This is a genomic window from Agromyces allii, assembly GCF_009749385.1.
Classification (GTDB): Bacteria; Actinomycetota; Actinomycetes; order Actinomycetales; family Microbacteriaceae; genus Agromyces; species Agromyces allii.
Window position 1 is genome coordinate 37,876 of record NZ_WBIN01000008.1, and the last position, 24,429, is coordinate 62,304.

19 protein-coding genes and 1 tRNA gene are annotated in these 24,429 nt (G+C 71.5%); 6 read left to right on the top strand and 14 right to left on the bottom strand.

The genetic code is table 11. The features are described 5' to 3' along the window. Window positions 1-6: 6 nt before the first annotated feature. The 9 genes from GQR16_RS11260 to sp36 all read right to left on the bottom strand — a co-directional run bounded on the left by GQR16_RS11260 (window position 7) and on the right by sp36 (window position 10,657). Window positions 7-1,584 (bottom strand): cell division protein PerM, encoded by a 1,578-nt coding sequence (locus GQR16_RS11260; protein ID WP_157415245.1) that lies wholly within the window; start codon window positions 1,582-1,584, stop codon window positions 7-9. A 31-nt stretch (window positions 1,585-1,615) separates the two neighbouring features. Beyond that, the gene (locus GQR16_RS11265) at window positions 1,616-3,226 is read right to left on the bottom strand and encodes a hypothetical protein (RefSeq protein WP_157415246.1); all 1,611 of its coding nucleotides are present in this window, start codon (window positions 3,224-3,226) and stop codon (window positions 1,616-1,618) included. A 184-nt stretch (window positions 3,227-3,410) separates the two neighbouring features. Further along, window positions 3,411-4,313, bottom strand: coding sequence for a succinate--CoA ligase subunit alpha (sucD, locus tag GQR16_RS11270; RefSeq protein ID WP_157415247.1), 903 nt, complete (start codon window positions 4,311-4,313; stop codon window positions 3,411-3,413). Window positions 4,314-4,334: 21 nt separating this feature from the next. Further along, complete coding sequence (gene sucC / locus GQR16_RS11275) at window positions 4,335-5,501, bottom strand: ADP-forming succinate--CoA ligase subunit beta (RefSeq protein ID WP_157415248.1); 1,167 nt, start codon at window positions 5,499-5,501, stop codon at window positions 4,335-4,337. A gap of 232 nt (window positions 5,502-5,733) precedes the next feature. Then, window positions 5,734-6,837, bottom strand: coding sequence for an FUSC family protein (locus tag GQR16_RS11280; protein WP_157415249.1), 1,104 nt, complete (start codon window positions 6,835-6,837; stop codon window positions 5,734-5,736). After that, a complete protein-coding gene (locus tag GQR16_RS11285) occupies window positions 6,834-7,376 on the bottom strand; it encodes an NUDIX domain-containing protein (protein ID WP_157415250.1) in 543 nt (180 codons plus the stop codon). Before GQR16_RS11285 ends, GQR16_RS11280 begins: the two co-directional genes overlap by 4 nt. 11 nt (window positions 7,377-7,387) lie before the next feature. Further along, the gene (locus GQR16_RS11290; RefSeq protein WP_157415251.1) at window positions 7,388-9,871 is read right to left on the bottom strand and encodes an ATP-dependent helicase; all 2,484 of its coding nucleotides are present in this window, start codon (window positions 9,869-9,871) and stop codon (window positions 7,388-7,390) included. Between the two features lie 88 nt (window positions 9,872-9,959). Next, a complete protein-coding gene (locus GQR16_RS11295; RefSeq protein WP_157415252.1) occupies window positions 9,960-10,430 on the bottom strand; it encodes a RidA family protein in 471 nt (156 codons plus the stop codon). Continuing rightward, window positions 10,430-10,657, bottom strand: coding sequence for a Sp36 family protein (gene sp36, locus GQR16_RS11300; RefSeq protein ID WP_157415253.1), 228 nt, complete (start codon window positions 10,655-10,657; stop codon window positions 10,430-10,432). The genes GQR16_RS11295 and sp36 overlap by 1 nt, the downstream gene beginning before the upstream one ends. Window positions 10,658-10,823: 166 nt before the next feature. Between sp36 and GQR16_RS11305 the strand changes: the two genes are divergently transcribed. The 3 genes from GQR16_RS11305 to GQR16_RS11315 all read left to right on the top strand — a co-directional run bounded on the left by GQR16_RS11305 (window position 10,824) and on the right by GQR16_RS11315 (window position 14,571). Then, a complete protein-coding gene (locus GQR16_RS11305) occupies window positions 10,824-13,445 on the top strand; it encodes a transglycosylase domain-containing protein (RefSeq protein ID WP_157415254.1) in 2,622 nt (873 codons plus the stop codon). Then, window positions 13,442-14,419, top strand: coding sequence for a metallophosphoesterase (locus tag GQR16_RS11310; RefSeq protein WP_157415255.1), 978 nt, complete (start codon window positions 13,442-13,444; stop codon window positions 14,417-14,419). The genes GQR16_RS11305 and GQR16_RS11310 overlap by 4 nt, the downstream gene beginning before the upstream one ends. Before the next feature lie 78 nt (window positions 14,420-14,497). Further along, window positions 14,498-14,571: transfer RNA gene (locus tag GQR16_RS11315), tRNA-Pro, on the top strand. Window positions 14,572-14,663: 92 nt separating this feature from the next. Here GQR16_RS11315 and GQR16_RS11320 read toward each other — a convergent pair. The 5 genes from GQR16_RS11320 to GQR16_RS11340 are packed head-to-tail and all read right to left on the bottom strand — an operon-like array spanning window position 14,664 to window position 20,842. Then, complete coding sequence (locus GQR16_RS11320) at window positions 14,664-15,362, bottom strand: 4'-phosphopantetheinyl transferase family protein (protein ID WP_157415256.1); 699 nt, start codon at window positions 15,360-15,362, stop codon at window positions 14,664-14,666. After that, a complete protein-coding gene (locus GQR16_RS11325) occupies window positions 15,359-15,610 on the bottom strand; it encodes an acyl carrier protein (protein ID WP_067874251.1) in 252 nt (83 codons plus the stop codon). Before GQR16_RS11325 ends, GQR16_RS11320 begins: the two co-directional genes overlap by 4 nt. Beyond that, window positions 15,607-17,373 (bottom strand): acyl-CoA dehydrogenase family protein, encoded by a 1,767-nt coding sequence (locus GQR16_RS11330; RefSeq protein ID WP_157415257.1) that lies wholly within the window; start codon window positions 17,371-17,373, stop codon window positions 15,607-15,609. Before GQR16_RS11330 ends, GQR16_RS11325 begins: the two co-directional genes overlap by 4 nt. After that, window positions 17,355-19,100: an acyl-CoA dehydrogenase family protein gene (locus tag GQR16_RS11335; protein WP_157415258.1), complete on the bottom strand. Its 1,746-nt coding sequence runs from the start codon at window positions 19,098-19,100 to the stop codon at window positions 17,355-17,357. The genes GQR16_RS11330 and GQR16_RS11335 overlap by 19 nt, the downstream gene beginning before the upstream one ends. Then, window positions 19,097-20,842 carry a fatty acyl-AMP ligase gene (locus tag GQR16_RS11340; RefSeq protein WP_170298470.1) on the bottom strand — a complete coding sequence of 582 codons (1,746 nt, stop codon included), beginning with the start codon at window positions 20,840-20,842 and terminating at the stop codon, window positions 19,097-19,099. The genes GQR16_RS11335 and GQR16_RS11340 overlap by 4 nt, the downstream gene beginning before the upstream one ends. A 232-nt stretch (window positions 20,843-21,074) precedes the next feature. Between GQR16_RS11340 and GQR16_RS11345 the strand changes: the two genes are divergently transcribed. From GQR16_RS11345 to GQR16_RS11355, 3 genes are all read left to right on the top strand, one after another. Next, the gene (locus GQR16_RS11345; protein WP_157415260.1) at window positions 21,075-22,316 is read left to right on the top strand and encodes a polysaccharide pyruvyl transferase family protein; all 1,242 of its coding nucleotides are present in this window, start codon (window positions 21,075-21,077) and stop codon (window positions 22,314-22,316) included. A 138-nt stretch (window positions 22,317-22,454) separates the two neighbouring features. Next, on the top strand, window positions 22,455-23,015 hold the full coding sequence (locus tag GQR16_RS19910) for an acyltransferase (RefSeq protein ID WP_157415261.1): 561 nt from the start codon (window positions 22,455-22,457) through the stop codon (window positions 23,013-23,015). Next, window positions 23,012-24,229 carry a glycosyltransferase gene (locus tag GQR16_RS11355; RefSeq protein WP_157415262.1) on the top strand — a complete coding sequence of 406 codons (1,218 nt, stop codon included), beginning with the start codon at window positions 23,012-23,014 and terminating at the stop codon, window positions 24,227-24,229. Before GQR16_RS19910 ends, GQR16_RS11355 begins: the two co-directional genes overlap by 4 nt. The last annotated feature ends 200 nt before the right edge of the window (window positions 24,230-24,429 follow it).

The following is a 24,429-nucleotide window of genomic DNA, read 5'->3' on the forward strand; positions in this document are numbered from 1 at the left end:
ACGAGCCTACCGGGTCGTGTCGAAGGCCTCGGTGTCGTGAGCATCGCCGTCGTGGCCGCCGTCGTCGGCATCGCGATCGGGTGCCGAGCCTCGACGCCACCACGGTGCGTCGGGGTCGGCCGGTGCAGGGTGCGCCGGTGCCGGACGGCTCGTCGGCGTCTCGCGCGACTCGGACGCGGGCCGTGCGGATTCGCGCGGCGCGGGCTCGCGCGGCACCGACGTGCGCGGCGTGGACGCGGGCTCGCGCTGCGCCGGAACCGTCCGCGCGGCCGGCACCCGACGACCCGCCGGTTCGCGCGGCTCGTCGACCCATGGTTCGCGCTCGGCGGACCGGTCCCGCAGCACCAACGACGATTCGACCTCCTCGCGGCGACGCAGCAGTGCCGCGAAGCCGCCGACGAGCGCGCCGATGCCGACCGTGGTCGCACCGGCCAGCCCGACCGCGAGGCCGTCGGGGCCGACGTCGGCGAGACGCCCCGGCCCGACCGCGCCCGCCGACCACCATGCGAGCAGTCCGAGGGTGAGGCCCGCAACGAGGGCCGAGCCCGCGGCGATCGCGAGCGGGCGCCACCACTCCGTGCCGACGCCCGAGGCCGCGCGCCCGCGGGCGGTGGCGACGATCCAGGCTCCGACGAAGCCCAGCAGCACCGGCACCACCAGCCACAGCCCGCCGAGCGCGGGCGAGGTCTCGGGCAGCGCGCCGAGCAGCGGGATGCCGGGCACCGGCCCGAGCACCGTCGCGCCCGAGGACACGACGGAACCCGTGCCGAGGGCGAAACCGGGCCCGAGGAGCCAGGCCGCGGCCCAGACGATGACGTTGGGCAGGAGTGCGAGCTCGGCCATCGTGATGGCGATGCCGCCGTCGATGCCCGGATCGAGTGCCTGGTAGAGCCCCGCGATCGTCGCATAGTCGAGCATGACGGCGACCGCGACGAGCACGCCCGCCACCGCGAGCACGCCGAACGCGGCACCCGCGCCCACGCGCACCGAGACGCCGACCAGCTCGGTCAGCAGGGGCGGCAGCGCGGCGACTCCGCGGCGCACGAACCCGGCGCGCGCGACATCCGTCGACGGATTGCGCACCGACTCCCCCACCGAGCCGATGAGCGCGCCGAGGCCCACCACGAAGGCGGGCAGGCCGACCGACCACCACGGGTTCGCGTGCAGGGCCGGCGAGTCGACGAGCAGCCCGGCACCGGCGCCTGCCAGCGCGAACACGGACATCGCCGCGATCGCGCCCGTGAGCGCGTGGCCGGCCGCGGCCGAGCGACGCCCGACGCGCACGCCCGCCGCGAGCGACAGCAGCGCGATGCCGAGCAGCGCGATCGAGATCGTGAACGGGTCGCCGGCGCCCTCGAGGCCGGTGCGCGAGGCGGTCACCGGATCGATCTGGGCGGTGAGGTTCACGCCGTGGCCGAGCAGCCATACGCCCGCCCCCGCGTGCACGAAGACCATGGCGTCGACCGTCAGCCCGAAGTGCACGGCCCACAGCAGCATGAGCGGCACGATCGCGAGCGCGAAGCCGATGAGCGCCGCGACGAACGCCTCCAGCGAGGCGAGCAGGGCGATCGTGGTGCGTCTCATTCCTCCGGGAGCCTAGCCCGGACGGCGCTCGTCATTCGACAGGCTTCGGGCGATCCTTCGGACCCGACGTCTTCTTCGGTCGAGTGGCCGTGGTCGTTCCGGCTCCCGTGGCGCCGGCACCCGCATCCGACGGCTCGACGGATGCCGCGTCGACCCCGTCGCCGAGGTCGAGGCGCTCGTCGGGCTCCGCGTCGCGCTCGTCGACGACCACCTCGTCGACGACGACCACATCGTCGATCACGAGCGTGTCGGCGTCGCCGGAGGCATCCGGACCGCCCCCGTCGACCGCGGCCCGGGCCGCATTCGCCGCGGCGACCTCGTCGGCCGGACGCTGGAGCATCTCGACGAGCGCGACCAGGAGCAGGGCGATCACGATGGTCCACACGACGAGCCCGAGCGAGATCGGCCTCGTGAACAGGATCACGGCGACCGCGCCGAGCGCGATGACCGCGAAGACCACCCCTCGATACCGGCCGAGCCACGCGCCGAACGAGCCCGTCGTGAGCCCGCGCGCGGCGGCCGAGCGGCGCACCGCCCCGAACCCGGAGTCGACGAAGCCGCGCAGCTTCGTCGGCGTCGCCGTCGGCCCGCTGAGCCACGCGATGAGCGCGACCGAGACCGCGAACACGATGAGCGCCACCGTCGTCGCGAACATGCGATCGACGATCTGGTCGTAGATGACCTCGGCGGCGCCCTTCGGGATGAACGCCGGCGACACGCTGCCGATGAAGTAGAGGCGGCCGATGCCGAAGCCGCTCGCGAGCACCGCGAGCACGACGGCCATCGCCGACGTCGTCCAGATGATCGCACGCCGACGACGGGGTGCCACGAGGATTCCGGCGATGAGGAAGGCCAGCGCGATCCACGGCAGCCAGGTGCCCGCCGACACGGCGAGGCCGTACGCGAGCTGCACCGTCACCAGCGAATCCGCCTTCGCGACGATGATCGTGCGATCGATGGCCGGGATCTGGGAGGCGAAGCCGATGCCCGCATCGACCAGACGCTGCTTGACCTCCTCGATGATCGGTGCCAGCTGGATGCCGATCTCGCCCTTGCCGGTGATCTGCAGTGCCGCATCGGGGTCGCCCTGCAGCGCCGCGACCGTCTGCGTGTGCGTCGTGCGCAGCGCCTGCTCGAAGATGTCGCCGAACGCGTCGGAGGTGACGAACCGGTTCACGAGCTGCCCCACGAGCGACTCGATGCCCTGTACGGCCGGCCCTTGGAGCAGCAGCAGCGCCTGCTCGGCGCGGGGCGGCAGGCCGAGGTCCTTGATCGCGTCGAAGACCGCCGTCGTGTAGCCCTCGATGTCGACTGAGTCGAGGATCGCCGCCGTCGCCTCCTCCGAGACGTACGCCTGCACCTGCGGGTCGTCGGCGAGCGGCGCGAACGTCGCGACGAACGTGTCGGTGTCGACGAGCTGGTTCTTCGCCCACCCGCCGAGCACGGCGATGGGCGTCAGCAGCACGCCGATGAGCACGAGCACGACCGCGGCCGCGGCCCGGCCGCGCCCCGATCGCCTCGTCTTCGCGGGCGAACCCGATGCGGCCTCCCGCGGCGCCTCGGCCTCGACGCGCAGTCGCGCGTTCTCGGCCTCGAGCGCATCGATGCGTGCAAGCAGTTCCTGGTCGCGCGTCTCAGCCATGCCGTCCCCCTCGGACTCCACCTGTCCACACCATATCGGCGCGGATGCGGCGAGCACAGCGATTCGGACCCGCGGAGACGCGAAAACGCCCGCCCCGGCCGCCGTGCGAGGCACGGAACGGTGGGAACGGGCGTTCTCGGGTGGTGGGGCGGCCGACGCTCGAGCGCCGGCCGCCCACCTGGGATCAGAGGGCGGCGTAGACCTCGCGCAGCAGCTGCGCGGTCTCGGACGGCGTCTTGCCGACCTTGACGCCGGCGGCCTCGAGGGCCTCCTTCTTCGCCTGCGCGGTGCCGGCCGAGCCGGACACGATCGCACCGGCGTGACCCATGGTCTTGCCCTCGGGGGCCGTGAAGCCCGCGACGTAGCCGACGACCGGCTTCGTGACGTTGGCCTTGATGAAGTCGGCAGCGCGCTCTTCGGCGTCGCCGCCGATCTCGCCGATCATCACGATGGCCTTGGTCTCGGGGTCGGCCTCGAACGCCGCGAGGGCGTCGATGTGCGTCGTGCCGATGATCGGGTCGCCGCCGATGCCGATGGCCGTCGAGAAGCCGAGGTCGCGCAGCTCGTACATCATCTGGTAGGTCAGGGTGCCCGACTTCGAGACGAGGCCGATCGGACCCTTGCCCGTGATGTTCGCCGGGGTGATGCCGACGAGGGCCTCACCGGGGCTGATGATGCCGGGGCAGTTCGGGCCGATGATGCGCGTCGCGTCGCCCTTCTCCTTGGCGTACGCCCAGAACTCCGCGGAGTCCTGCACGGGCACGCCCTCGGTGATGATCACGAGGAGCGGGATCGCGGCGTCGATGGCCTCGACCACGGCGTCCTTCGTGAATGCCGGCGGCACGAACGCGATCGACACGTCTGCGCCGGTCGCCGCGATGGCCTCGGCCACCGAGGCGAACACGGGCAGCTCGACCGCGTTGCCCGCGGCATCCGTGTGCAGCACCGTGGTGCCGGCCTTGCGCGCGTTCACGCCGCCGACCACCTGGGTGCCCGCCGCGAGCATGCGCGCGGTGTGCTTGGAGCCCTCGCCGCCGGTGATGCCCTGGACGATGACCTTGGAGTCCTTGTTGAGGAAGATCGTCATTGCTCTGCAGTCCTTCTTCTACTACGCGGCGTTCGCGAGCTCGGCGGCCTTGTCGGCGCCCTGGTCCATGTTCTCGGCGAGGGTGACGAGCGGGTGCGCGGCCTCCTCGAGGATGCGACGGCCCTCGACGACGTTGTTGCCGTCGAGGCGCACGACGAGCGGCTTGTTCGCGGTCGAGCCGAGCTCGGCGAGCGCGCCGACGATGCCCTTGGCGACCTGGTCGCAGGCGGTGATGCCGCCGAAGACGTTGACGAACACGCTCTTGACCTGCGGGTCGCCGAGGATGATGCCGAGGCCGTTGGCCATGACCTCCGCCGAGGCTCCGCCGCCGATGTCGAGGAAGTTGGCGGGCTTGACGCCGCCGTGGTTCTCGCCGGCGTACGCGACGACGTCGAGCGTGGACATGACCAGTCCGGCGCCGTTGCCGATGATGCCGACCTCGCCGTCGAGCTTGACGTAGTTGAGGTCGAGCGCCTTGGCCGCGGCCTCGAGCGGGTCGGCGGCGTCCTTGTCTTCGAGGAGCGCGTGGCCGGCGTGACGGAACTCGGCGTTCTCGTCGAGCGTGACCTTGCCGTCGAGCGCGATGACGTTGCCGTCTTCGTCGAGGATCAGCGGGTTGACCTCGACGAGCGTCGCGTCTTCGCCCTTGTAGACCTCGTAGAGCTTCACGAACACGTCGGCGACCTTGTCGACCAGCTCGGCCGGGAAGTTCGCGGCGACCGCGATCTCACGGGCCTTGGCGGCGTCGATGCCGGCGATCGGGTCGACCTCGATGCGAGCGAGGGCCTCGGGCTTCTCGACCGCGAGCTGCTCGATCTCCATGCCGCCCTCGACGCTCGTGAGCGAGAGGTAGGAGCGGTTGGCCCGGTCGAGCAGCACCGAGAAGTAGAACTCCTGCGCGATGCGTGCGCCGCCGGCGACCATGACGCGCTTGACGACGTGGCCCTTGATGTCGAGGCCGAGGATGGCCTGCGCCGCCTCGAACGCCTCGTCGGGGTTCTTGGCGACCTTGACGCCGCCGGCCTTGCCGCGCCCGCCGGTCTTCACCTGCGCCTTGACGACGACCACGCCTCCGAGCTTCTCGGCTGCGGCGCGCACCTCCTCGGCGGTGTCGGCGACGATGCCCGGAAGCACCGGGACCCCGTACTGTTCGAACAGGTCTCTGGCCTGGTACTCGTAAAGATCCACGCTCTACTTCCAATCGGTCCGCACGCGCGACCGCGCACAGTGGCTGGTGGGTGTATGCCCGACTGGAATGTCTCGATGTCGAGATATCCGCTGGGGCCGGGTCAATGCTACTCCGCTCGCATGGCGGCTCCGAACCCGCCGTCGTTGCGGGCTCGGAAGGCAGTGCTGAACCGCGCTCACCGCGGCCGTCGCAGCCGCGGTCATGACGCGTTCGGCCCGCGGCACGACGAGATCAGGGGCGGTCGGATGCCGGTGGCCCGACGCTCGGCATCGCGCTCGTCGGCGGCGGCATGGGCCTGACCTCGACGAACCGGCGGGCGGCGAGCACCGCGAGGAAGCCGACGGCCGCGCCCAGCACGGTCTCGAGCACGCGGTCGGCGAGCAGCCCGAACAGCGGCACGGGCGAGGCGAGGTGCACGACGGTGAGCGCGAGCGGCGTGACGAACACGAGCGCGGCTCCGTAGTGCCGGCCGACGAGCAGTTCGGCGCCGAACTGGCACACGGCGATCACGACGATGAGCACCCACGGCGGCGGATCGGGCCAGAGCACGAGTGCGGTGACCACGACGCCGACCAGGGTTCCGGCGACGCGGTGCACGGCCCGTTGCGCGGTGTGCGCCGCCCGGGCGGGCGGGATCACGGCGACGGCGCTCACGACGGCCCAGTACGGATGCCCGATGCCGAGCGCGAGCGCGGCGGCTCCCGCGAGGAGCGCGGCGACGACGTTCTGCACGACGTTCAGCCACAGGCGCGGGTCGGTCCAGCCGCGGGTGCGCACGGGCGTGCGACGCGGCAGGTCGCGGAACACCGCTTTCGTCCGCCCCGGAGCCGCACGTCGCAGCAGCCAGCCCGACATCGCGAGCAGCCACGCGAAGGCGGCCGCGGCCCATGCGACGCCCCATCGCTGCCACCCCGTTCCGTCGTCGATCGGCTGCGCGGCGCACACCAGCAGGCCGAAGACCGCGAACAGCGGACCCGAGGGGGTGACGCCGAGCAGGTTGTAGGCGACGATCACCGCCGTGATGAGCGCGGCGAGCACCGCCGCCTCGACGGCGAGCGGGGCGTGCACGATCGAGAGCAGGATGCCGAGTCCGGTGGCCGTGATCTGCACGACGGCGGCGGTCGTGACGGTGCGGACGCGCGTGCCGTAGGGCTCGCTGCGACCGAAGATCGCGGTCATCGCGCCGAAGGCGGCGTACGCGGCCCATTCGGTGCGCCCCGTCGCGACGAGGATCGTGAGCGGAACCGCCGCCGCGAGGGCCGCACGGATCGCGACCTCGACGTCGAGCGTGCGGAACTCCCGCCACCACCCGCCGACCGGGGTCGCCCGGCTCACGACACCCGGCCCAGGTGCACGGCCGCGAAGCCGAGCGCGGCGACGGTCTCGCCGTCGGTGATCGCTCCCTCGCGCACGAGCCGCCAGACCTCGGCCCACGGCACGGCCCGCACCTGGCTGATTCCCTCCTCGTGCTGCGAGTGCCCGGCGGATGCGGCGATCTCGAGCCCGGTCGCGAGGAACACGGTCTCGGGGGCGCGGGCGACGCCGTTGAGTGCGGCCATGCGACCGATCTCGCACCACTCGGATGCCGCGTACCCCGTCTCTTCGAGGAGCTCGCGCTGCGCGGCGAGGAGCGCGTCTTCGCCGTCGCTGCCGCCCGCGGGAACCTCGATCGACTCGCCGACCGTGTGGCGGTCGACCGTCACGAGCAGCACTTCGTCGGCCGCCGTCATGGCCACCACGAACACCGCCGGATGCTGCATCTCGACGACGCCGTAGATGCCGGGCTCGCCGTCGGGCCGGATGACCTCGTCTTCGACGACCCTGATCCACTGGTTCTCGTACACGGTGCGCTGCGCGCGGGTCTGCCAGGCCATGTCGGGGCGTCTCAGAGTTTCTCGATGGGGGCGATCTTGATGAGCAGCTTCTTGGGCCCCGCCGTGTCGAAGGCCACGTGCGCGATGCGCTTGGTGCCCTCGCCGGTGACCTGGTTGACGCGGCCCTCGCCGAAGTCGACGTGCCGGATGCGGTCGCCGGCCTCGAGCGTGAGGTCGCCGTTGTCGCGCACGGTGCCCGTGACCCGGTTGGCCCACTCGGCCTTCGGCTTGGCCGATGCCGTGACGCTGAACTTCTCGAGATCGCGGTCGCGCGTGCCCCACGCGCCGCCCGGGCGGCGGGCGTTGAGCGCACGGGGCTGGGTGCCGCCGCGCGAGGTGGCCATGCCGGGCGACTGCTTCCAGTCGACGAGGCCCTCGGGGATCTCCTGGAGGTAGCGCGACGGCATCGCCACGGCGACCTCGCCGAACTGGGCGCGGCTCATCGCGAGCGAGATGTAGAGGCGCTGGCGCGCACGCGTGATGCCCACGTAGAAGAGGCGCCGCTCCTCGGCGGGGCCGCCGGGCTCCGAGGCCGACATCTGGTGCGGCAGCAGGCCCTCTTCGAGGCCGGTGAGGAACACGGCGTGGTACTCGAGGCCCTTCGCCGTGTGCAGGGTCATGAGCGACACGGTACCCGACGCGTCGTCGAGGTCGTCGGCCGCGGCGACGAGCGACACCTGGGTCAGGAAGTCGACGACCGTGGCGAGCGGGTTGTCGCGGTCGAAGTCGCGGGTCTGCGCGACGAGCTCGTCGACGTTCTCGGCGCGCGTCTCGTCTTGCGGGTCGCGGCTGCGGCGCAGCGCCTCGATGAGCCCCGAGCGCTCGAGCAGGAACACGAGCACGTCGGAGACCTTCGACGCGCCCTCGTTCGTGCCGGCCGCGAGACCGGCCGCCGAGGGGGCGAGCATCGCCGCCGCCTCGTCGAGCACGCTGGCGAGCGTCGTGATGGCGCCGGTGACCTTCGGCCCGAGCCCGAGCGCGTCGGCCGAGCGCATCGCCTCGCGGAACGTGACCTGGTTCGCCTCGGCGAAGCTCGCCAGGGCGGTCTCGGTCGCCGGGCCGATGCCGCGCTTGGGCGAGTTCAGGATGCGTCGCAGTGCGAGCTCGTCGAGCGGGTTGGCGACCGAGATGAGGTACGCCATCGCGTCCTTGATCTCGGCGCGCTCGTAGAACTTCGTGCCGCCGACCACCCGGTACGGCAGCGCCGAGCGCACGAAGATCTCCTCGAGCGCACGCGTCTGGGCGTTGGTGCGGTAGAACACGGCGATGTCGCGGTAGGCGACGCCCGTGCGGTGCAGCGCCTCGATCTCGTCGGCGACGAACTGCGCCTCGTCGTGCGCGGTGTACCCCGTGTAGCCCGTGATCTTGTCGCCGTCGCCGACGGCGGTCCAGAGCTTCTTGTCTTTCCGGTCGAAGTTGTTCGAGATGACGGCGTTGGCGGCCGAGAGGATGTTCTGCGTCGAGCGGTAGTTCTGCTCGAGCAGCACGACCTTCGCACCCGAGAAGTCGCGCTCGAACTCGGAGATGTTGCGGATGTCGGCGCCGCGGAACGCGTAGATCGACTGGTCGGAGTCGCCGACGACGGTGAGGCTCGCCCCCGGGATGGCCCCCGTGGAATCCGCCACCGCGCGCACGTTGAAGCCGTGGTCGGCCATCTCGGCGACCCGCTCGGCGGGGATCGGCTGCGTGAACTCGCGGATCAGCGAGTACTGCGCGTGGTTCGTGTCTTGATACTCGTCGACCAGGATGTGGCGGAACCGCCGCTGGTAGAGCGACGCGACCTTCGGGAACGCCCGGAACAGGTAGACCGTCTCGGCGATGAGGTCGTCGAAGTCGAGCGCGCTCGCCGCCCGCAGCCGGCGCGTGTACTGCCGGAAGATCTCGAGGAACATGACCTCCTGCGGGTCGTTCATGTTCGCGTTGCGCGCGTACGACTCGACGTCGGAGAGCTCGTTCTTGAGCTTGGAGATCTTCGACTGGGCGCCCGCAGGGGTGAAGCCCATCGTGTCGGCGTCGAGCTCCTTGATGATGCGCTTCAGCACCGTGCGGGTGTCGGCGGAGTCGTAGATCGTGAACGTCGACGACAGCCCGATGGCCTCGGCCTCGCGGCGGAGGATGCGCACGCACGCCGAGTGGAACGTGGAGATCCACATGCCCGACGCGCCCTCGCCGAGCAGCGCCTCGACGCGCTCGCGCATCTCGGCGGCGGCCTTGTTGGTGAACGTGATCGCGAGGATCTGGCTCGGCCACGCCTCACGGCTGTCGATGAGGCCCGCGATGCGGTGCGTCAGCACGCGGGTCTTGCCCGAGCCCGCGCCGGCCACGATCAGGAGGGCGGGCCCGCGGTACTCGACCGCCTCGCGCTGCTCGGGGTTCAGGCCTTCGGTAAAGCGGTTGCCGGATGCCGCGGGCGCGCCCGGTGCCACTGGTGCACCGGATGCAGCGGGCGCCTCGCGCCAGCCGGCCGGGTCGTCGGGGTCGAGGATCAGCGTCATGTCCCGACAAGTCTAGGCGCGGCATCCGACAGCGCTCCCCCGCTCCTGACGGAGCGAGGGAGCGCGGACGAGCGGGTGCGGTGACGGCTCAGGCGAACTCGACGAGGAGCTCGACCTCGACCGGGGAGTCGAGCGGGAGCACCGCGACGCCGACCGCCGAGCGCGCGTGGCGGCCGGTCTCGCCGAACACCTCGCCGAGCAGCTCGGACGCGCCGTTGATGACGCCCGGCTGGCCGGTGAACGCGGGGTCGGAGGCCACGAAGCCGACGACCTTCACGATGCGCGTGATGCGGTCGAGCGAGCCGATCTCGGCACGGACCGCCGCGAGCGCGTTGAGCATGCAGGTGCGGGCGTAGGCCTTGGCGTCGTCGGCGGGCACGAGGCCGTGCCCGTCGCCCACCTTGCCGGTCGCGGGCAGCGCCCCGGCCGTGAAGGGCAGCTGGCCGGAGGTGTGCACGTAGGAGCCGGTGGCCACGGCGGGGATGTACGCCGCGACGGGCGGCGCGACATCCGGGAGCTCGATGCCGAGCTCGGCCAGGCGAGCCTCGAAGCCGGCCATCAGGCCTGGCCCTCGAACGCCTTCGCCGCCTGCGCCGCGGCCGCAGCGCCCGCGGAGGCCGCGACCGACTCGGAGCCGCCGACCGGGCGCTTGAGGTACGCGACGAGCCCGCCCTCGGGGCCCTGCACGATCTGCACGAGCTCCCAGCCCTCGGAGCCCCAGTTGTTGAGGATCGCGGCGGTGTTGTGGATCAGCAGCGGGGTGGTGATGTACTCCCAGGTGACCATGGGATCCTCGTCTCTTCGTCGACAGGCGGCTTCGGATCGGATCCGACCGGCACCGCGGACGCGTGCGCGCCGCCGAGCGACGGAGCAGGCGTTCGCCCAGCTTCCGTGCCGTTGATTGCCAGTCTTCTCCGTTACGCTCCACTATATGTCTGCCCAAAAACGTACGATGAGCGACGTCGGATCAGGGATCCTCGCGTTCGTCGGCATGAGCGCTCTCGCCGGCGTGCTCGTGACGGCTGCGGTGACCCCCGCACTCGCCGTCACCGGACTGGCCGCCAACAACAGCATCACGATGTTCGAGAACCTGCCAGGGTTCCTCAACATCGACGATCTCGCGCAGAAGTCGACCATCTACGCGATCCAGCCCGACGGCACCCCCGCGGCGATCACCTCGTTCTACGAGGACAACCGCGAAGAGGTCGAGTTCGACTACATCTCGCAGTACCTGAAGGACGCTGCCGTCGCCGGTGAGGACCCCCGGTACTACGAGCACGGCGGCATCGACATCAAGGGAACGCTGAGCGCCGTCGCGAACGAGTTCATCCCCGGCGGTGCGACGCGAGGCGGTTCCTCGATCACGCAGCAGTACGTCAAGAACGTGCTGATCAACAACGGCATGAACGAGGCGAAGACCGAAGAGGAGAAGCAGGCCGCCTACGACGAGGCGACCGCGACGACCCCCGAGCGCAAGCTGAAGGAGATGCGCTACGCGATCTCGATCGACAAGAAGTACACGAAGGACGAGATCCTCAAGGGCTACCTGAACATCGCCGCGTTCGGCGGACAGGTCTACGGCGTGCAATCGGCCGCCCAGTACTACTTCCACACGAACGCGAAGGACCTCACGCTGCCGCAGGCCGCGAGCCTCATCGCCATCGTGAACTGGCCCGAGAAGTTCCGCCTCGACTACCCCGACAGCGAGACGAACGGCGCGAACACGGTCGTCGACGGCGAGAGCGTCCCGTACGCCGACAACAAGAGCCGTCGCGACTACATCCTGAAGGAGATGCTCACCGAGAAGAAGATCTCGCAGGAGGACTACGACGCCGCGGTCGCGACTCCCGTGCAGCCCGACATCCAGGAACCCACCACCGGATGCCAGGCCTCGCCGTACTACGCCTACTTCTGCGACTACGTGACGTGGGAGATCAAGGACAAGCTCGACAAGGCCGACACCCCCGACGTGAACGAGGGCGCCGAGATGCTCTCGCGCGGCGGCCTGAACATCTACACGACCATCGACATGCAGATGCAGGATGTCGCGACGCAGGCGCTCAAGGAGAACGTGCCCTCGTCGATCCCCGAGATGGATCTCGGTGGCTCGGTGGTCTCGGTCGAGGTCGGCACCGGCCGCATCCTCGCGATGGTGCAGAACACCGACTACAACGTCGACCCCGAAGTGACCGGCGACAACTACTCCGCCGTCAACTACAACTCCGGCATCGACTACGGCGGATCCAGCGGCTTCCAGCCCGGCTCGACGTTCAAGACCTTCACCCTGGCCGAGTGGCTCATCGAGGGCCACTCGCTCAACGAGAGCATGAACGCGACCAAGCGGAGCAACTGGGGCACGTTCAACGACAGCTGCAACGGCCCGGTGAACGTCGACGGCTGGGACCCCGGCAACGACGAGGGCGGCAACGGCGGGTTCTGGACCGCGTTGTTCAACACCGTCAACTCCGAGAACACGGGCTTCGTCGCCATGGCGAAGCAGCTCGACCTCTGCGGAATCAAGAACACCGCGACCGCGCTCATGAGCGCGGGCCGTGCCGACGGCGGCGAGCTCGGCACTCCCGCCGGGACCGACTGGACCTTCCAGCCCTCCGCGGTGCTCGGCACCGAAGAGGTCGCGCCCCTGTCGATGGCGACCGCGTTCGCCGCCTACGCGGGTGGCGGCGTGTCGTGCACGCCGATCGCGATCGACAAGATCGAGGATGCCGAAGGCAACCCGGTCGAGTCGCCGAAGTCGACCTGCACGCAGGCGATCACCACCGATGTCGCCGCAGGCATGGACTACGCGCTCAACAAGGTCATGACCCAGGGCACCGGCACGTCCTCGCTCTACAAGATGGACACCTCCGGAACGCCCATGATCGGCAAGACCGGCACGACCGACAACAACGAGGCCACCTGGATGAGCGGCGCCTCCTCGAAGGTCGCCACCGTCGTGGGCGTCTACAACGCGACCGGGCACGTGAACCTGCGACAGACGTACATCAACGGCGAGCAGGCCGCGGTGCTCCGACACAACATCTGGCCGCGGGTCATGGACTTCGCGAACATGAAGTACGGCGGCGACGCCTTCCCCGAGCCGAAGAGCGAGTTCTTGAACGCACCGCAGGCCGAGGTTCCGAGCGTGCTCGGTCTCAGCCCCGACGCAGCCCAGAAGGCGCTCGAGGCCGCCGGCTTCGGCGTGGCGCTCGACGGCGAGGTCGACTCGGCCCAGCCGAAGGGCACCATCGGCGAGCAGAGCGCAACGGGCAGCGCGGCACGCGGCTCGCAGATCATGCTGAAGGTCAGCAAGGGCAACCTGGCAGCCGTGCCGAACGTGGTCGGCCAGCAGGCCGATGCCGCCGAGGCGGCACTGAAGTCCGCCGGGTACAAGGTCCGCCGGGCGACGCAGGACACGGGCGACGACAGCAAGGTCGGCGTCGTGCTCTCGCAGGATCCCGCGGGCGACGGATCGGCCAAGGCCGGCGCGACCGTCACCATCACGGTCGGCAAGAAGTCCAGCGGAGGCGACGACGGCGGAACCGACACCCCGACGCTGCCGGGGGGCGGCGGTTGAGCCCTTCGAAGCTGTCACCGGCCGCGTCGATCGCACTCGCGATCGGCGCGGCCGGTGCCGCAACACTGGCTTGGGGCGTGCTGGTCGAACGCACCCGATGGACCCTGCGCCGCGTCGAGGTGCCCGTGCTGCCCACCGGCTCGAAGCCCATCAAGGTGCTGCACCTCTCCGACCTGCACATGGCGCCCTGGCAACGTGAGAAGCAGGCGTGGGTGCGCTCGCTCGCCGAGCTGGAACCCGACCTCGTCGTCGACACGGGCGACAACCTCGGCCACGAGCGCGGCATTGAGGGCATCCGTGCGGCGTTCGAACCGTTCCGCGGGGTTCCGGGCGTCTTCGTCAACGGATCGAACGACTACTTCGGCCCCGTCCTGAAGAACCCGTTCCTGTACTTCTCCGGGCCCTCGGGCCACGTGCCGCGCAGTGCTCGGCTCGACATCGACGAACTGCACGCCTACTTCGCCGAACTCGGCTGGCAGGACCTCGACAACACGGCGACCTCGCTCGACCTGAACGGCACGCACTTCGAGTTCTTCGGCGTCGACGACCCGCACAAGGGCTACGACCGCCTCGACCTCATCGCGAGCGCGATCGACGACCTGCGCGCCGAAGACCCGCTCGGCGACGAGAGCTGGCCCGACGCCGCATCCGCGGCCGCAGCCCGCCCGACCGTGACGGTGGGTGTGGCGCACGCGCCGTACCAGCGCGTGCTCAACTCCTTCGTGAACCACGGCGCGCAGTTGATGCTCGCGGGCCACACGCACGGCGGACAGGTGTGCGTGCCCGGGTTCGGCGCACTCGTCACGAACTGCGACATCCCCCGCGAGCAGGTCAAGGGCCTGAGCGTGTGGCGCCACGGGCTGCGATCGGCGTTCCTGAACGTCTCGGCGGGCCTCGGCACGTCGATCTTCGCGCCCGTGCGCTTCGCCTGCCCGCCCGAGGCGACCCTCATCACGCTCGTTCCCTCGAGCTGATCGATCGAGTGGTCAGCGGGCCTCGGTTTATCGGCTATCCTTGTTGAGGCCCGCAAGGGCTGTGACTCGCAAGAGCACCGGGGTGTGGCGCAGCTTGGTAGCGCGCGTCGTTCGGGACGACGAGGTCGCAGGTTCAAATCCTGTCACCCCGACACACGAGATGAAGGCCTCCGCGAAAGCGGGGGCCTTCGTCGTTTCCAGCCGATACGTGCGGTCCGCGAGCACGGGCGTGGTTCCGGCCGCGTCAGGCGAGCGGATGCCGGAGCTCGGCGCCCGTCGCCGACAGGCGCACGATCGACAGCTCGGGCTTCGCCCGCTGCTCGTCGTCGCCCGGTCCGGAGACGACGTCGGCGAGGATCGCCTCCGCATCGACCTCGACCGTTCGCGGATCCTCGGCGAGTCCGGTGCCGCGCGCCTTCAGCGTCGCCTCCTTGACCGTCCACGCGCGGGCCAGCGCCCGTCGACGGATCGATCCGTCGGGCACGGACGCGAAGACCTCGAGCTCGGCCGACGAGCACATCCGCCGTACGAGCTGCGGGCGGGCGAACGCCTCGAACGGCGCGTCCTCGACGTCGGCGCCGACCGGAACCCCGACGGCGACCGCGACGAGCATCACGGGCCCGCTGTGCGCGATGCTCACGTCGAGTCCGTGGTCGCCGTCCAGTGCCGGCTTCCGGCCGGGCCGATCCGGGCGGAAGCCCGGCCAGGCCCCGTCGAGCACGTCGCGCACGAGGTCCTCGGCCCAGGCCCGGCCCGTGGCTCGCCGTGCGAGCAGGCGATGCGCGCGCTCGTCGCCACGCGGACCGAGGGATCGGCCGGTGCCGAGGGGATCGGCCGCCCGCGGCATCCATTCGCCGAAGCACCACCGGAGTCCGTCGACCGCGCCGAACGTCCGGCCGCGCCGGTCGGACGAGGCGAGCAGGCCCGGAGCGCCGGAGGTCACGCCGCGGCGAGCCGTTCAGAGATGCCCTCGGCGAGTTCGCCGATCGTCGGGTGGTCCCAGACGATCGTGGGGTCGACGTCGAGGTCGAACTCGTCCTCGATGTCGCCGCACAGGGTGAGGGCGTAGACCGAGTCGAGTCCGAGGTCGGCGAGCGGGGTCGCCGCGTCGAACGTTCCGGCGTCGACCTTGCCGTAGGCCACGACGCGGCCCATCAGCCAGGACTCGATCGTGGGGGCATCCGTGGTCATCTGGTGTCTCCTTCTTCGTCGGGAGCCGGCGACGACGTCGCAGGCTCCGAGATCGTGAATCGCGCGTCGTGGTCGACGAGGCGCCCGGCGATGTCGACGAGGTGGTCGACCGTGCCGACGTCGAGCGGCCCGATCCGCCCGCTGAGCCGGGCCTCGAGCCTGGCCAGGACCGCGGCCTGCACGACCTCGTCGTCGGGCAGCGAGCCCGACGGCGCCTCCGCGCAGACGCCGGCCCAGGCACCGCCCGCGAGCAGCAGGGCCAGTCGGTGCGCGAGCGCGAACGTCGCGGGCGGGGCGTCGGCGCCGAGCAGGGCCGGCGGAACCTCCGCGATCTCGGCGCGCAGTCGGTCGAGCTCGACGGCGAGGCGATCGACCGACTCGGTCGCGAGCGGGCAGAGGCCGTCGCGCACTGCGGGGTCGACGAGCGCCGCGCCGAGCGGGTCGCTCGATCCGGCGCCGAGCGTGAGCCGTGCGAGGTCGAGTTCGTCGAGCGGCTCGCCGAGCCGGAAGAGCGCCGGATCGGTCTCGGTTGTGCGGCGCGACCGCCGCACCCAGGCCGGCAGGTTGGGCAGGATCGTGAGCAGGCAGGCCGTGGATCCCGCATGCCCGATGGGCACCACGGCCAGGTCGCGCACGAACTTCTCGACGATGCCGTACGGTGCGACCCTGGCGTAGAAGGTCGATCCGAACAGCACCGAGAGGTCCTGCATGGCCGACTGCAGCAGCTGGGGCACGAGGTACTTCGACGCGGCGGTCAGCACCATGCACTCGGCCGGGGCGAGGTGCAGTGCGCGCACGACCACGGCGCTCAGGGCGTCGGCGAGCCAGAGGTCGGCCATCGCGCCGGCGAGGAGGGCGCGTGCGTGCGGCAGGTCGAGCACGGCGCCGCCGTACAGCGACCGCTCGCCGCCGTATCGCACCGCGAGGTCGAGCGTCGCATCGACGGTCGCGACGGCGAGCGCCGGGATCACCGCTCGGCTGACCTGGAACGCCGTGAGGGCGGTCTGCGCCGCGGTCCCGGTGGCGCCGACGACCGCCGTGCCCGGGACCGGCAGTCCGCGGAACTCGGCGACCCCGATGCGGCACCCGCGCATGCCGGCGGTGAGCACGCGACGGCTCGTGTCGACGAGCGGCCGCGTCGCGGCATCCTTGTGCCAGAGCAGGAGCGAGTGGCTCCGCGCACCGGGTTCCGGCGACGTGCGGGCCATCACCAGCACCGACTCGGCCCGGTCGACGTTGTTGATGACCTGCTTGACGCCCGTCAGCAGCCATCCCCCGTCGTCGTCGGGCTCTGCGGCGAACTCGTTGGCCAGCAGGTCGTTGCCGTGATCGAGCTCGTGGAAGCCGACGGCGATGCGCTCGCCGCGCAGCAGCCGCACGGCGACCTCGCGACGTTGCGCCTCGTCGCCCGCGACCCAGACGTTGAGCGAGGCCATGAGGGTCGTCAGCCCGTAGCCGAGCCCGAGCGCCGGGTCGCGACGGAAGATCGGACGCCAGCGCCGCACCAGGTCTTCGGTCGACACCCATCGGCCGCCGAGCGAGGCGGGCACGAACTCGGCCGCGGCATGCCATTCGTCGAGCAGGCTCTCGGCGGTCGAGCTCAGGCGTCGCGCATCGTCGTCGGCGACGATCGACGCGTAGTCGAAGGGTCCCGGATGCCGAGGGTCGCCGAAGAGCTCGTCGAGGTCGTCGGGCTCGGCCGCCGCTCGTGGAGACCGCGTCTCGGCGGGGCCGTCGAGGATCGTCATGCGGCGTCCGCCCATCCGTCGAGCATGGTGACCGAGCGGGACCGGCCCGCCTCCTCGAGGGCGAGTTCGGCGAGCGCGGCGGCGGAGGCCGCCGCGGCCGTCGACGGCGCCAGTCCGAGCCGCACCGCGAGTCGGTCGAGGATCGCGGTCAGTCGCACCTCCGACGGCGCGCTCGCGTGCTGCGGCGAGGCGAGTTCGGTGGCGATCGCGCACGCGGCGCCGAAGCAGAGCGCGATGCGTTCGGCGAGGTCGAACGACTCCGCCGACGGCGCGGACTCCCGTGGCGCGAGGCCCGCCGCGGCGACCAGCCGGTCGAGCTCGAGGGCGATGCGTCGCGCGGATGCCGCGGCGGGCCGTTCGCCGAGCAGGTCGACGAGGGCGGGCAGGCTTCGGAGCAGGCGCGAACCGCGTTTCGTCACGAGCCGGAGCCTCGTGGTGTCGACCCAGCCGTCGGCCTCGCCGAAGCCGAAGTCGGCGACGACGGCCTCGGCGGCGACGGCATCCGCTTCGCGCGCGATCGAGGGGAACTCGTTGATCACCATGTTCAGGTTGACGACCGAGTTGCCGTCGAAGATGCCGACGACGCGGTTGTCGCGCGCGGCCTTCTGGAACGCGCCGACGCCCGCGATGCCGAGCAGTTGCGACCTCGCCCCGACGAACGGCGTGAGGTCGCGGAACATGAGGTCGACCGTGTCGGGCACGAGGAACTTCACGAGTGCGCTGACGAGCGACATCTCCTCGGTGGTCCGGTGCGCGCCACGTGCGCCTGCGTACATCACGGACTCCGCGAGGAGCGAGTCCGCGATCGCCGTGCCGAGCGTCGCGCGGGCCGTCGGGAGGTCTGCGAGCGTGCGTCCGAACAGCCTGCGGTTCGACGCGAATCCGGTGGCGATCGCGATCGCGTGGTCGGCCGCCCCGAGCGAGAGCGCCGTGGTGAGCGGGCGTGTGAGTTGGAGGCTCTTCAGCACGATCTCGAGGCCGTGGCCCGGGGCGCCGACGAGGTGATCGCCCTCGACGACCGCGCTGCGGAACTCGAGTCCGCTGATGTCGGCGCCACGGATGCCGTGCGTCGCGACCTTGGGCCGGTACGACAGCGAGCCGGCATCGACGCGCTGCTTGTCGACGAGCACGAGCGAGAGGGAGCGCGGGCCCGGCTGGTCGCTCGTGCGCGCGAGCACGGTCATCGCCCGTCCACGGGTGGCGTTGTTGATCGGCCACTTCACACCGGACACCCGGATGTCGGCGCCGAGGGCGGCGACCGTGGCCGTGTTCGAGAGGTCGGAGCCGCGGCCCTGTTCGGTGAGCCCCCAGGACACCGGGTCGCCCGTGACCACGATGGCGGCCATCTCGGCGGCGATCGGCCCACCGGCGATCCAGGCTCCGACCGCCCCGAGGAACGTCTTGCCGTGCGCCACGGCGGCGGTCACGTCGCGGCCGGCGAGCCGCCGGATCATGGTCATCGGCACGAACACGTCGCCGAGGCATCCGCCGTGCTCCTCGGGGACGTAGGCGCGCTGGAGGCCCCACGCGTCGACGGCCGAGATCTCGGCTCGGGGGAACGCGGAGGCCTCGTCGAGCTCGATCGAGCGGTCGGTCGAGATCACCGCGCCGGGCTCGCTCGGGTCGCCGAGGAACGCGTCGAACGCGGCCACCGACGAGCGGTCGAGCCGCTCGGGCGACACGACCGACTCGGCCGTCGCCTCGGCCGCCTCGATCGGCGGCGCACCGACCGGCGCGCTCACGCCGCCGTCCGATCGAAGCCGAGGCTCAGCACGGTCGCGAGGCGCTCGTCGGCGAGGAGCGACCGGGTGAGCGCGCGCTGCACCTTGCCGCTCGTCGTGCGCGGCAGGGTGCCCTTGCGGATGAACACGACGCCGAGCTCGGGCAGCGTGTACTCGTCGACGACGCTCTTGCGCACGGCCTCGGCGAGGCGCTCGAGTTCGTCGAGCGGTACGCGCGCCGAGTCCACCTCGGCCACGAGCCCGACCGCGGGCTGCGAGCCGAGCCCCTCGAACGCCGCGCTGAGGCATCCCGAGTGCAGCAGGCCCTCTGCCGTGGTCTCGAGGTCCTGGGGGTAGAGGTTGCGGCCGCGGATGATGATGAGGTCCTTGATGCGGCCCGTGATCACGAGCTCGCCGTCGACGAGCGACCCGAGGTCGCCGGTGCGGAGATAGCGGCGCCCGGCCGGCTCGCCGACGATGCCCGCGCCGAACACCTGCTCGGTCTCGTCGGGGCGGTTCCAATACCCCTGGGCGACGCTCGGGCCCCGCACGAGGATCTCGCCGATGGCGCCCTCGACGGCGCGGAGGCCCGACGACGGGTCGACGATCGCGATCTCGTGCCCGGCCGCCGGGGGGCCGCAGGAGACCAGGTCGGCGACCTTGCCGCTCTCGGACGGATCGCGGAGCTCGCCGGCCTCGAGGCCGGCCGCGTCGACCCGGATCGGAGCGACCGGCTCGGCGCGCACGCTCGCCGTCACGAGCAGCGTCGTCTCGGCCATGCCGTACGCGGGGATGAACGCCCGACCGTCGAAGCCCGCCGCGGCGAACCGCTCGGAGAAGGCCGCGAGCGTCGTTCCGCGCACGGGCTCGGCTCCGGTGATGACGCCCTCGAGCGCCGAGAGGTCGAGCTCGGCGAGCTGTTCGTCGGTGACGAGCCTCGTGCACAGGCCGTACGCGAAGTCGGGCCCGACGGTGTGCGTCGAGCGGTACTCGCTGATGAGCCGCAGCCAGAGCAGCGGTCGTCGCAGGAACTGGCTCGGCGAGGTGAGCACGCTGTCGGCACCGACGAAGATCGGTTGGAGCAGCTGACCGACGAGCCCCATGTCGTGGTAATGCGGCAGCCACCCCATCGTGCGCGACTCGGCCGAGATGCCGGCCGCCGCCGTGATCGCGGCCTCGTTCGCCACGAGGTTGCCGTGGCTCACCATGACGCCCTTCGGGGTTCCGGTCGAGCCCGAGGTGTACTGGAGCAGGGCGAGCGACTCGGCGGTGATCGGCGGCGGCGTCCAGGCCGCGGCATCCGCCTCTCCCCCGAGCGCCTCTCCCCCGAGCGTCGCGACCTGCGTCACGGAGGCGCCGGCGGGCTCGTCACCCGGCTCGAGGCCCATCGCGGCGAGCGCGGTGCCGTCGGTGAGCACGAGCGTGCTGCGCGAGTCCGCGATGATCGCCTCGAGTCGGCGCAGGGCCGCGCCGGGCTGCCGCATCGCCGCGACGGGCACGGGGGCCGCGATCAGGCCCGCGTAGAACGTGGCGTAGATCGCCCGGATGAAGGGCAGACCGGGGTCGAAGGCGAGGATGGCCACGTCGCCCGCCCGGTGGCCGCGGGCGGTCAGCGTCGCGGCATCGGCGCGCGCCTGCCGGTCGAGTGCGGCGTACGACCTGAACTCCGAGTCGGACTGACTCGAGTAGAACCTGATCCCGCGCGCCTCGCCCGCCGTCGATGCCGTGCGCATCATGACGTCGATGAACGTGTTGTCCGTCACGTCGGCTCCCTCCCTGTCGACCGCCCGGCTTCGGGAACGCCGTCGTCCGGCAGTGCCTCCGGGTGCACCGCGAGCATAGGGAGCGTTGTTGAACACCACGCACACGGCGTGTTGCGCGCATGTTACGGCTGGGGCCGGCCGCACCCCCAGCTCGGGGGGTCGTTCTCTGAGGTGGGTATGCTGTCCGCCTGTCGGCGCTCCTCGCCGCGCACCGCCACGGAAGGGACCCTCGATGGCCATCGGACTCGGCGCACTCAGACAGCGGATCTCCCAGCCCCTGCGGTCACCGGGGCTGCTCTCGGCAGCCGACCGCATTCTCCTCGCCAAGCATCACGTCGCCGGCGCCCGCGACGGCGCGCATCACGTCCTGCTCGCCCCGGCCGGCGGAGGGAACATCGGCGACCAGGCCCTGGTCGAGGCGTTCATCGAGAACGTCGACGGTCGCGTGAGCGTCGTCTGCCGCCGGCCGTCGGACTACGCGTTCGACGACGAGCGCGTGCAGGTCGTGCCGTTGCTCTCGCTCGTCTACGGCGACCTCGTCGGGCACGCCCGCGACATGCGCGCCTTCCGCGAGCTGCTCTCGACCGCCACGTCGTTCTCGGTCGTCGGCGCCGACGTCATGGACGGCGGCTACGGCTACCGGGCCTCGGCCAACCGCGCGAACCTCGCCGCGCGCGTGGCCGAGGTCGGCATCGACACCCGCATCCTCGGCTTCAGCTGGAACGCGGCCCCCCACCCGGTCGCGCTCGGCGCCGTCCGCGGTGCCGCTGCCCGGGGCGTCCAGACCGTGGTCCGCGACCCGCGCTCGGCCGCCCGCGCACGGGCCGACGGCATCGCGCCCGTCGTCGACGGGGCCGACATCGTCTTCCTCGCACGGCGAACGGATGCCGCGGCCGCCGCGGAGTGGGCCGACCGCGTCACCGGCCCGCTCGCCCTCGTGAACTTCTCGGGGCTGGTGCCCGCCGACGGCGGACTCGAGCCGTACGTCGAGGTGGTGCGCACCCTCCGCGAGCGCGGGCACGGCGTGCTCCTCGTTCCGCACGTCTCCCGGCCGGGCGCCGACGACCTGCCGATCTGCCGCGCGGTCTCCGAGCGGTTCGACGGCGACCCCGACGTCGTGCTCGTCGACCGGCTGCTCTCGCCCTCCGCGATCCGCGGTCTGACCCGCCGCGCGCGGCTCACGGTCACCGGCCGCATGCACCTCGCGGTGATGAGCCTCATGCACGGCGTACCCGCGGTGACCGTGGCGACGCAGGGCAAGGTCGAGGGGCTCATGGACCTCTTCGACGCCCCGCAGCTCTGCGTCGCGACCGACCGCCTCGCGACTGACCTTGCCCGCGTCGCCGGCGAGACCTCCGATGCGGCGGAGGCGCTCTCGGACTCGATCCTCGCCGGGCTCGACGAGGTCCGCGACCTCGCCGGGCGCAACGTCGCAGGCCTCCCCCTCGTGGAGCGCACTGTTACCTCCGGGTAAACAATCGGCGTCCGGCCATCGGTTCGCCGCCTCCGGCGGTTACGCTGAGCGAGCTGGCGACTCGGCCGATGACGGACGCTCGAAGGACGTATTCGGATTCGGGCGTCAGGTCGGTCGCCGCCGGTCGGGGAGGCGGATGTGGACGTTCTGAAGCTGGTGCTGCTCCTGCAGCGGGCGCGCGATGCGGCCTTCTCGAAGATCGCGTCGACGGGGTTCGCGAGGTTCGGCGCGCGCACCCGGATCCTGCTGCCGTTCCGGGTCGGCAACGCGCATCGCATCGCCATCGGCTCCGACGTGCTGATCGGTCCCGGCTCCTGGCTGATCGTGCCGCGCCTCGACGGTCCGACGCCCACCATCGTGATCGGCGACCGGGTGCGCATGAACCAGACCTCGATCTCGGCCGTGCAGAGCGTGGTGCTCGAGGACGGCGTGGCCATCGCGCGCGGCGTCTACATCTCCGACCACACCCACGGATTCGATCAGCCTGACGTCTTCATCCGCGACCAGCCGCTCGACCGGGTCGCCCCGGTCCGGATCTGCCGCGGCGCGTGGATCGGCCAGAACGCCGTGATCATGCCGGGCGTCACGATCGGTGCGGGCGCCGTCGTCGGCGCGAACTCGATCGTGCGCGACGACGTGCCACCGCGGTGCGTGGTCGCGGGCGCTCCGGCCCGCCTGATCAGGGAGCTGGCCGCATGAGCGACCACGCCGACGCCTCGTTCGCCCTCTCCGAGGACGACTCCGAATCGGATGCCGCGCGGGCCGTCCCCCCGTCGCCGACCGACTTCGTCTTCACGTTCAGCTACGAGACCTACACCGATGCGGTCCGCCGCGGCATGATGCGCCCGCCCGACCGGATCCTCTCGAGCCTCATGCGCAGCGCAGAGGTGCGCCGGCTCCTCGTCGCCGACCCGTTCCGCTGGCTGCCGAGGGTCGCGGCGTCGCCGCTGCTCGACCGCGACGTGCGGTTCCCGGTCGACGAGCGCGTCGCGTACCTCCGGCCCTCCCGCCTGCTGCGCGAGGACCCGGTCGACCTCGACGGCGTCTCGACCCAGTACGGCCGTTACGACCGCTCGCTCGAGCGCGGGGCGCGTCGCCTCGGCCTCGACGCGCCGCACCTGCTCACGACCAACCCGCTCGTCGCCGGCTTCGCTCCGGCCGACTGGGCCTCGGGCGTGACGTTCTTCGCGAGAGACGACTGGCTGAGCTCGCCGGCCAGGCGGGCCTACTGGCTGGCCTACCGCGAGGCGTACCGGCGCATCGCCGAGACGGGGCGTTCGGTGGCCGCCGTCTCGGCCGAGATCATCGATCGCATCGCGCCGACCGGCCCGGCGATGGTCGTGCCCAACGGCGTCGAGCCCGACGAGTGGTTGGGCCTGCTCCCCGCGGCGCCGGCCTGGTTCGCCGAGATCCCCGGCCCGCGCGCGGTGTACGTCGGCACGCTCGACTCGCGTCTCGACGTGCCCGGCATCGCCGATCTCGCCACCCGCAGGCCCGAGCTCCAGGTGGTGCTGCTCGGGCCGTGCCCCGATCCCGAGTACGTCGCGAGCCTGCAGCGGTTCCCGAACGTGCACATCCACCCGAGCGTCGCGCGCGCAGAGCTCGTCGCGACGCTGCGGAACGCCGAGCTCTGCCTGCTCGCGCACCGGAGGACCCCGCTCACCGAGGCGATGAGCCCGCTCAAGGTCTACGAGTACCTCGCAGCGGGCGTGCCGGTCGTCTCGATCGACCTGCCGCCCGTGCGTGGCATCGACGAGCGCGTGCTGCTCGTCGACAGCGTCGGCGACTTCGCCGACGTCGTCGACGACGCGCTCGATCTCGGCCCGGTGCCCGAGGAGTGCCGCATCGACTTCATCGCGGCGAATTCATGGTCGGCGCGACACGAGATGGTCTTCGCGCTGGCGCGCGCCTGAGGCTGTCAACCCCCGTTTCCGCCCGGAACACCCCCCGTTCGGAGGGCACCGTCGGCCCCTTTGTGTCGGCGGTGTATCGCGGGCCTGAAGACCCTGTGAACAGCAGGGCGAGCCCCTACCGGTGTTCGCGTGCGACTGATTTGATCCTCGCAGAGCGTGTTTCGACGTCGTCCGGTTCTCAGTTCGACGACGTCGACCGA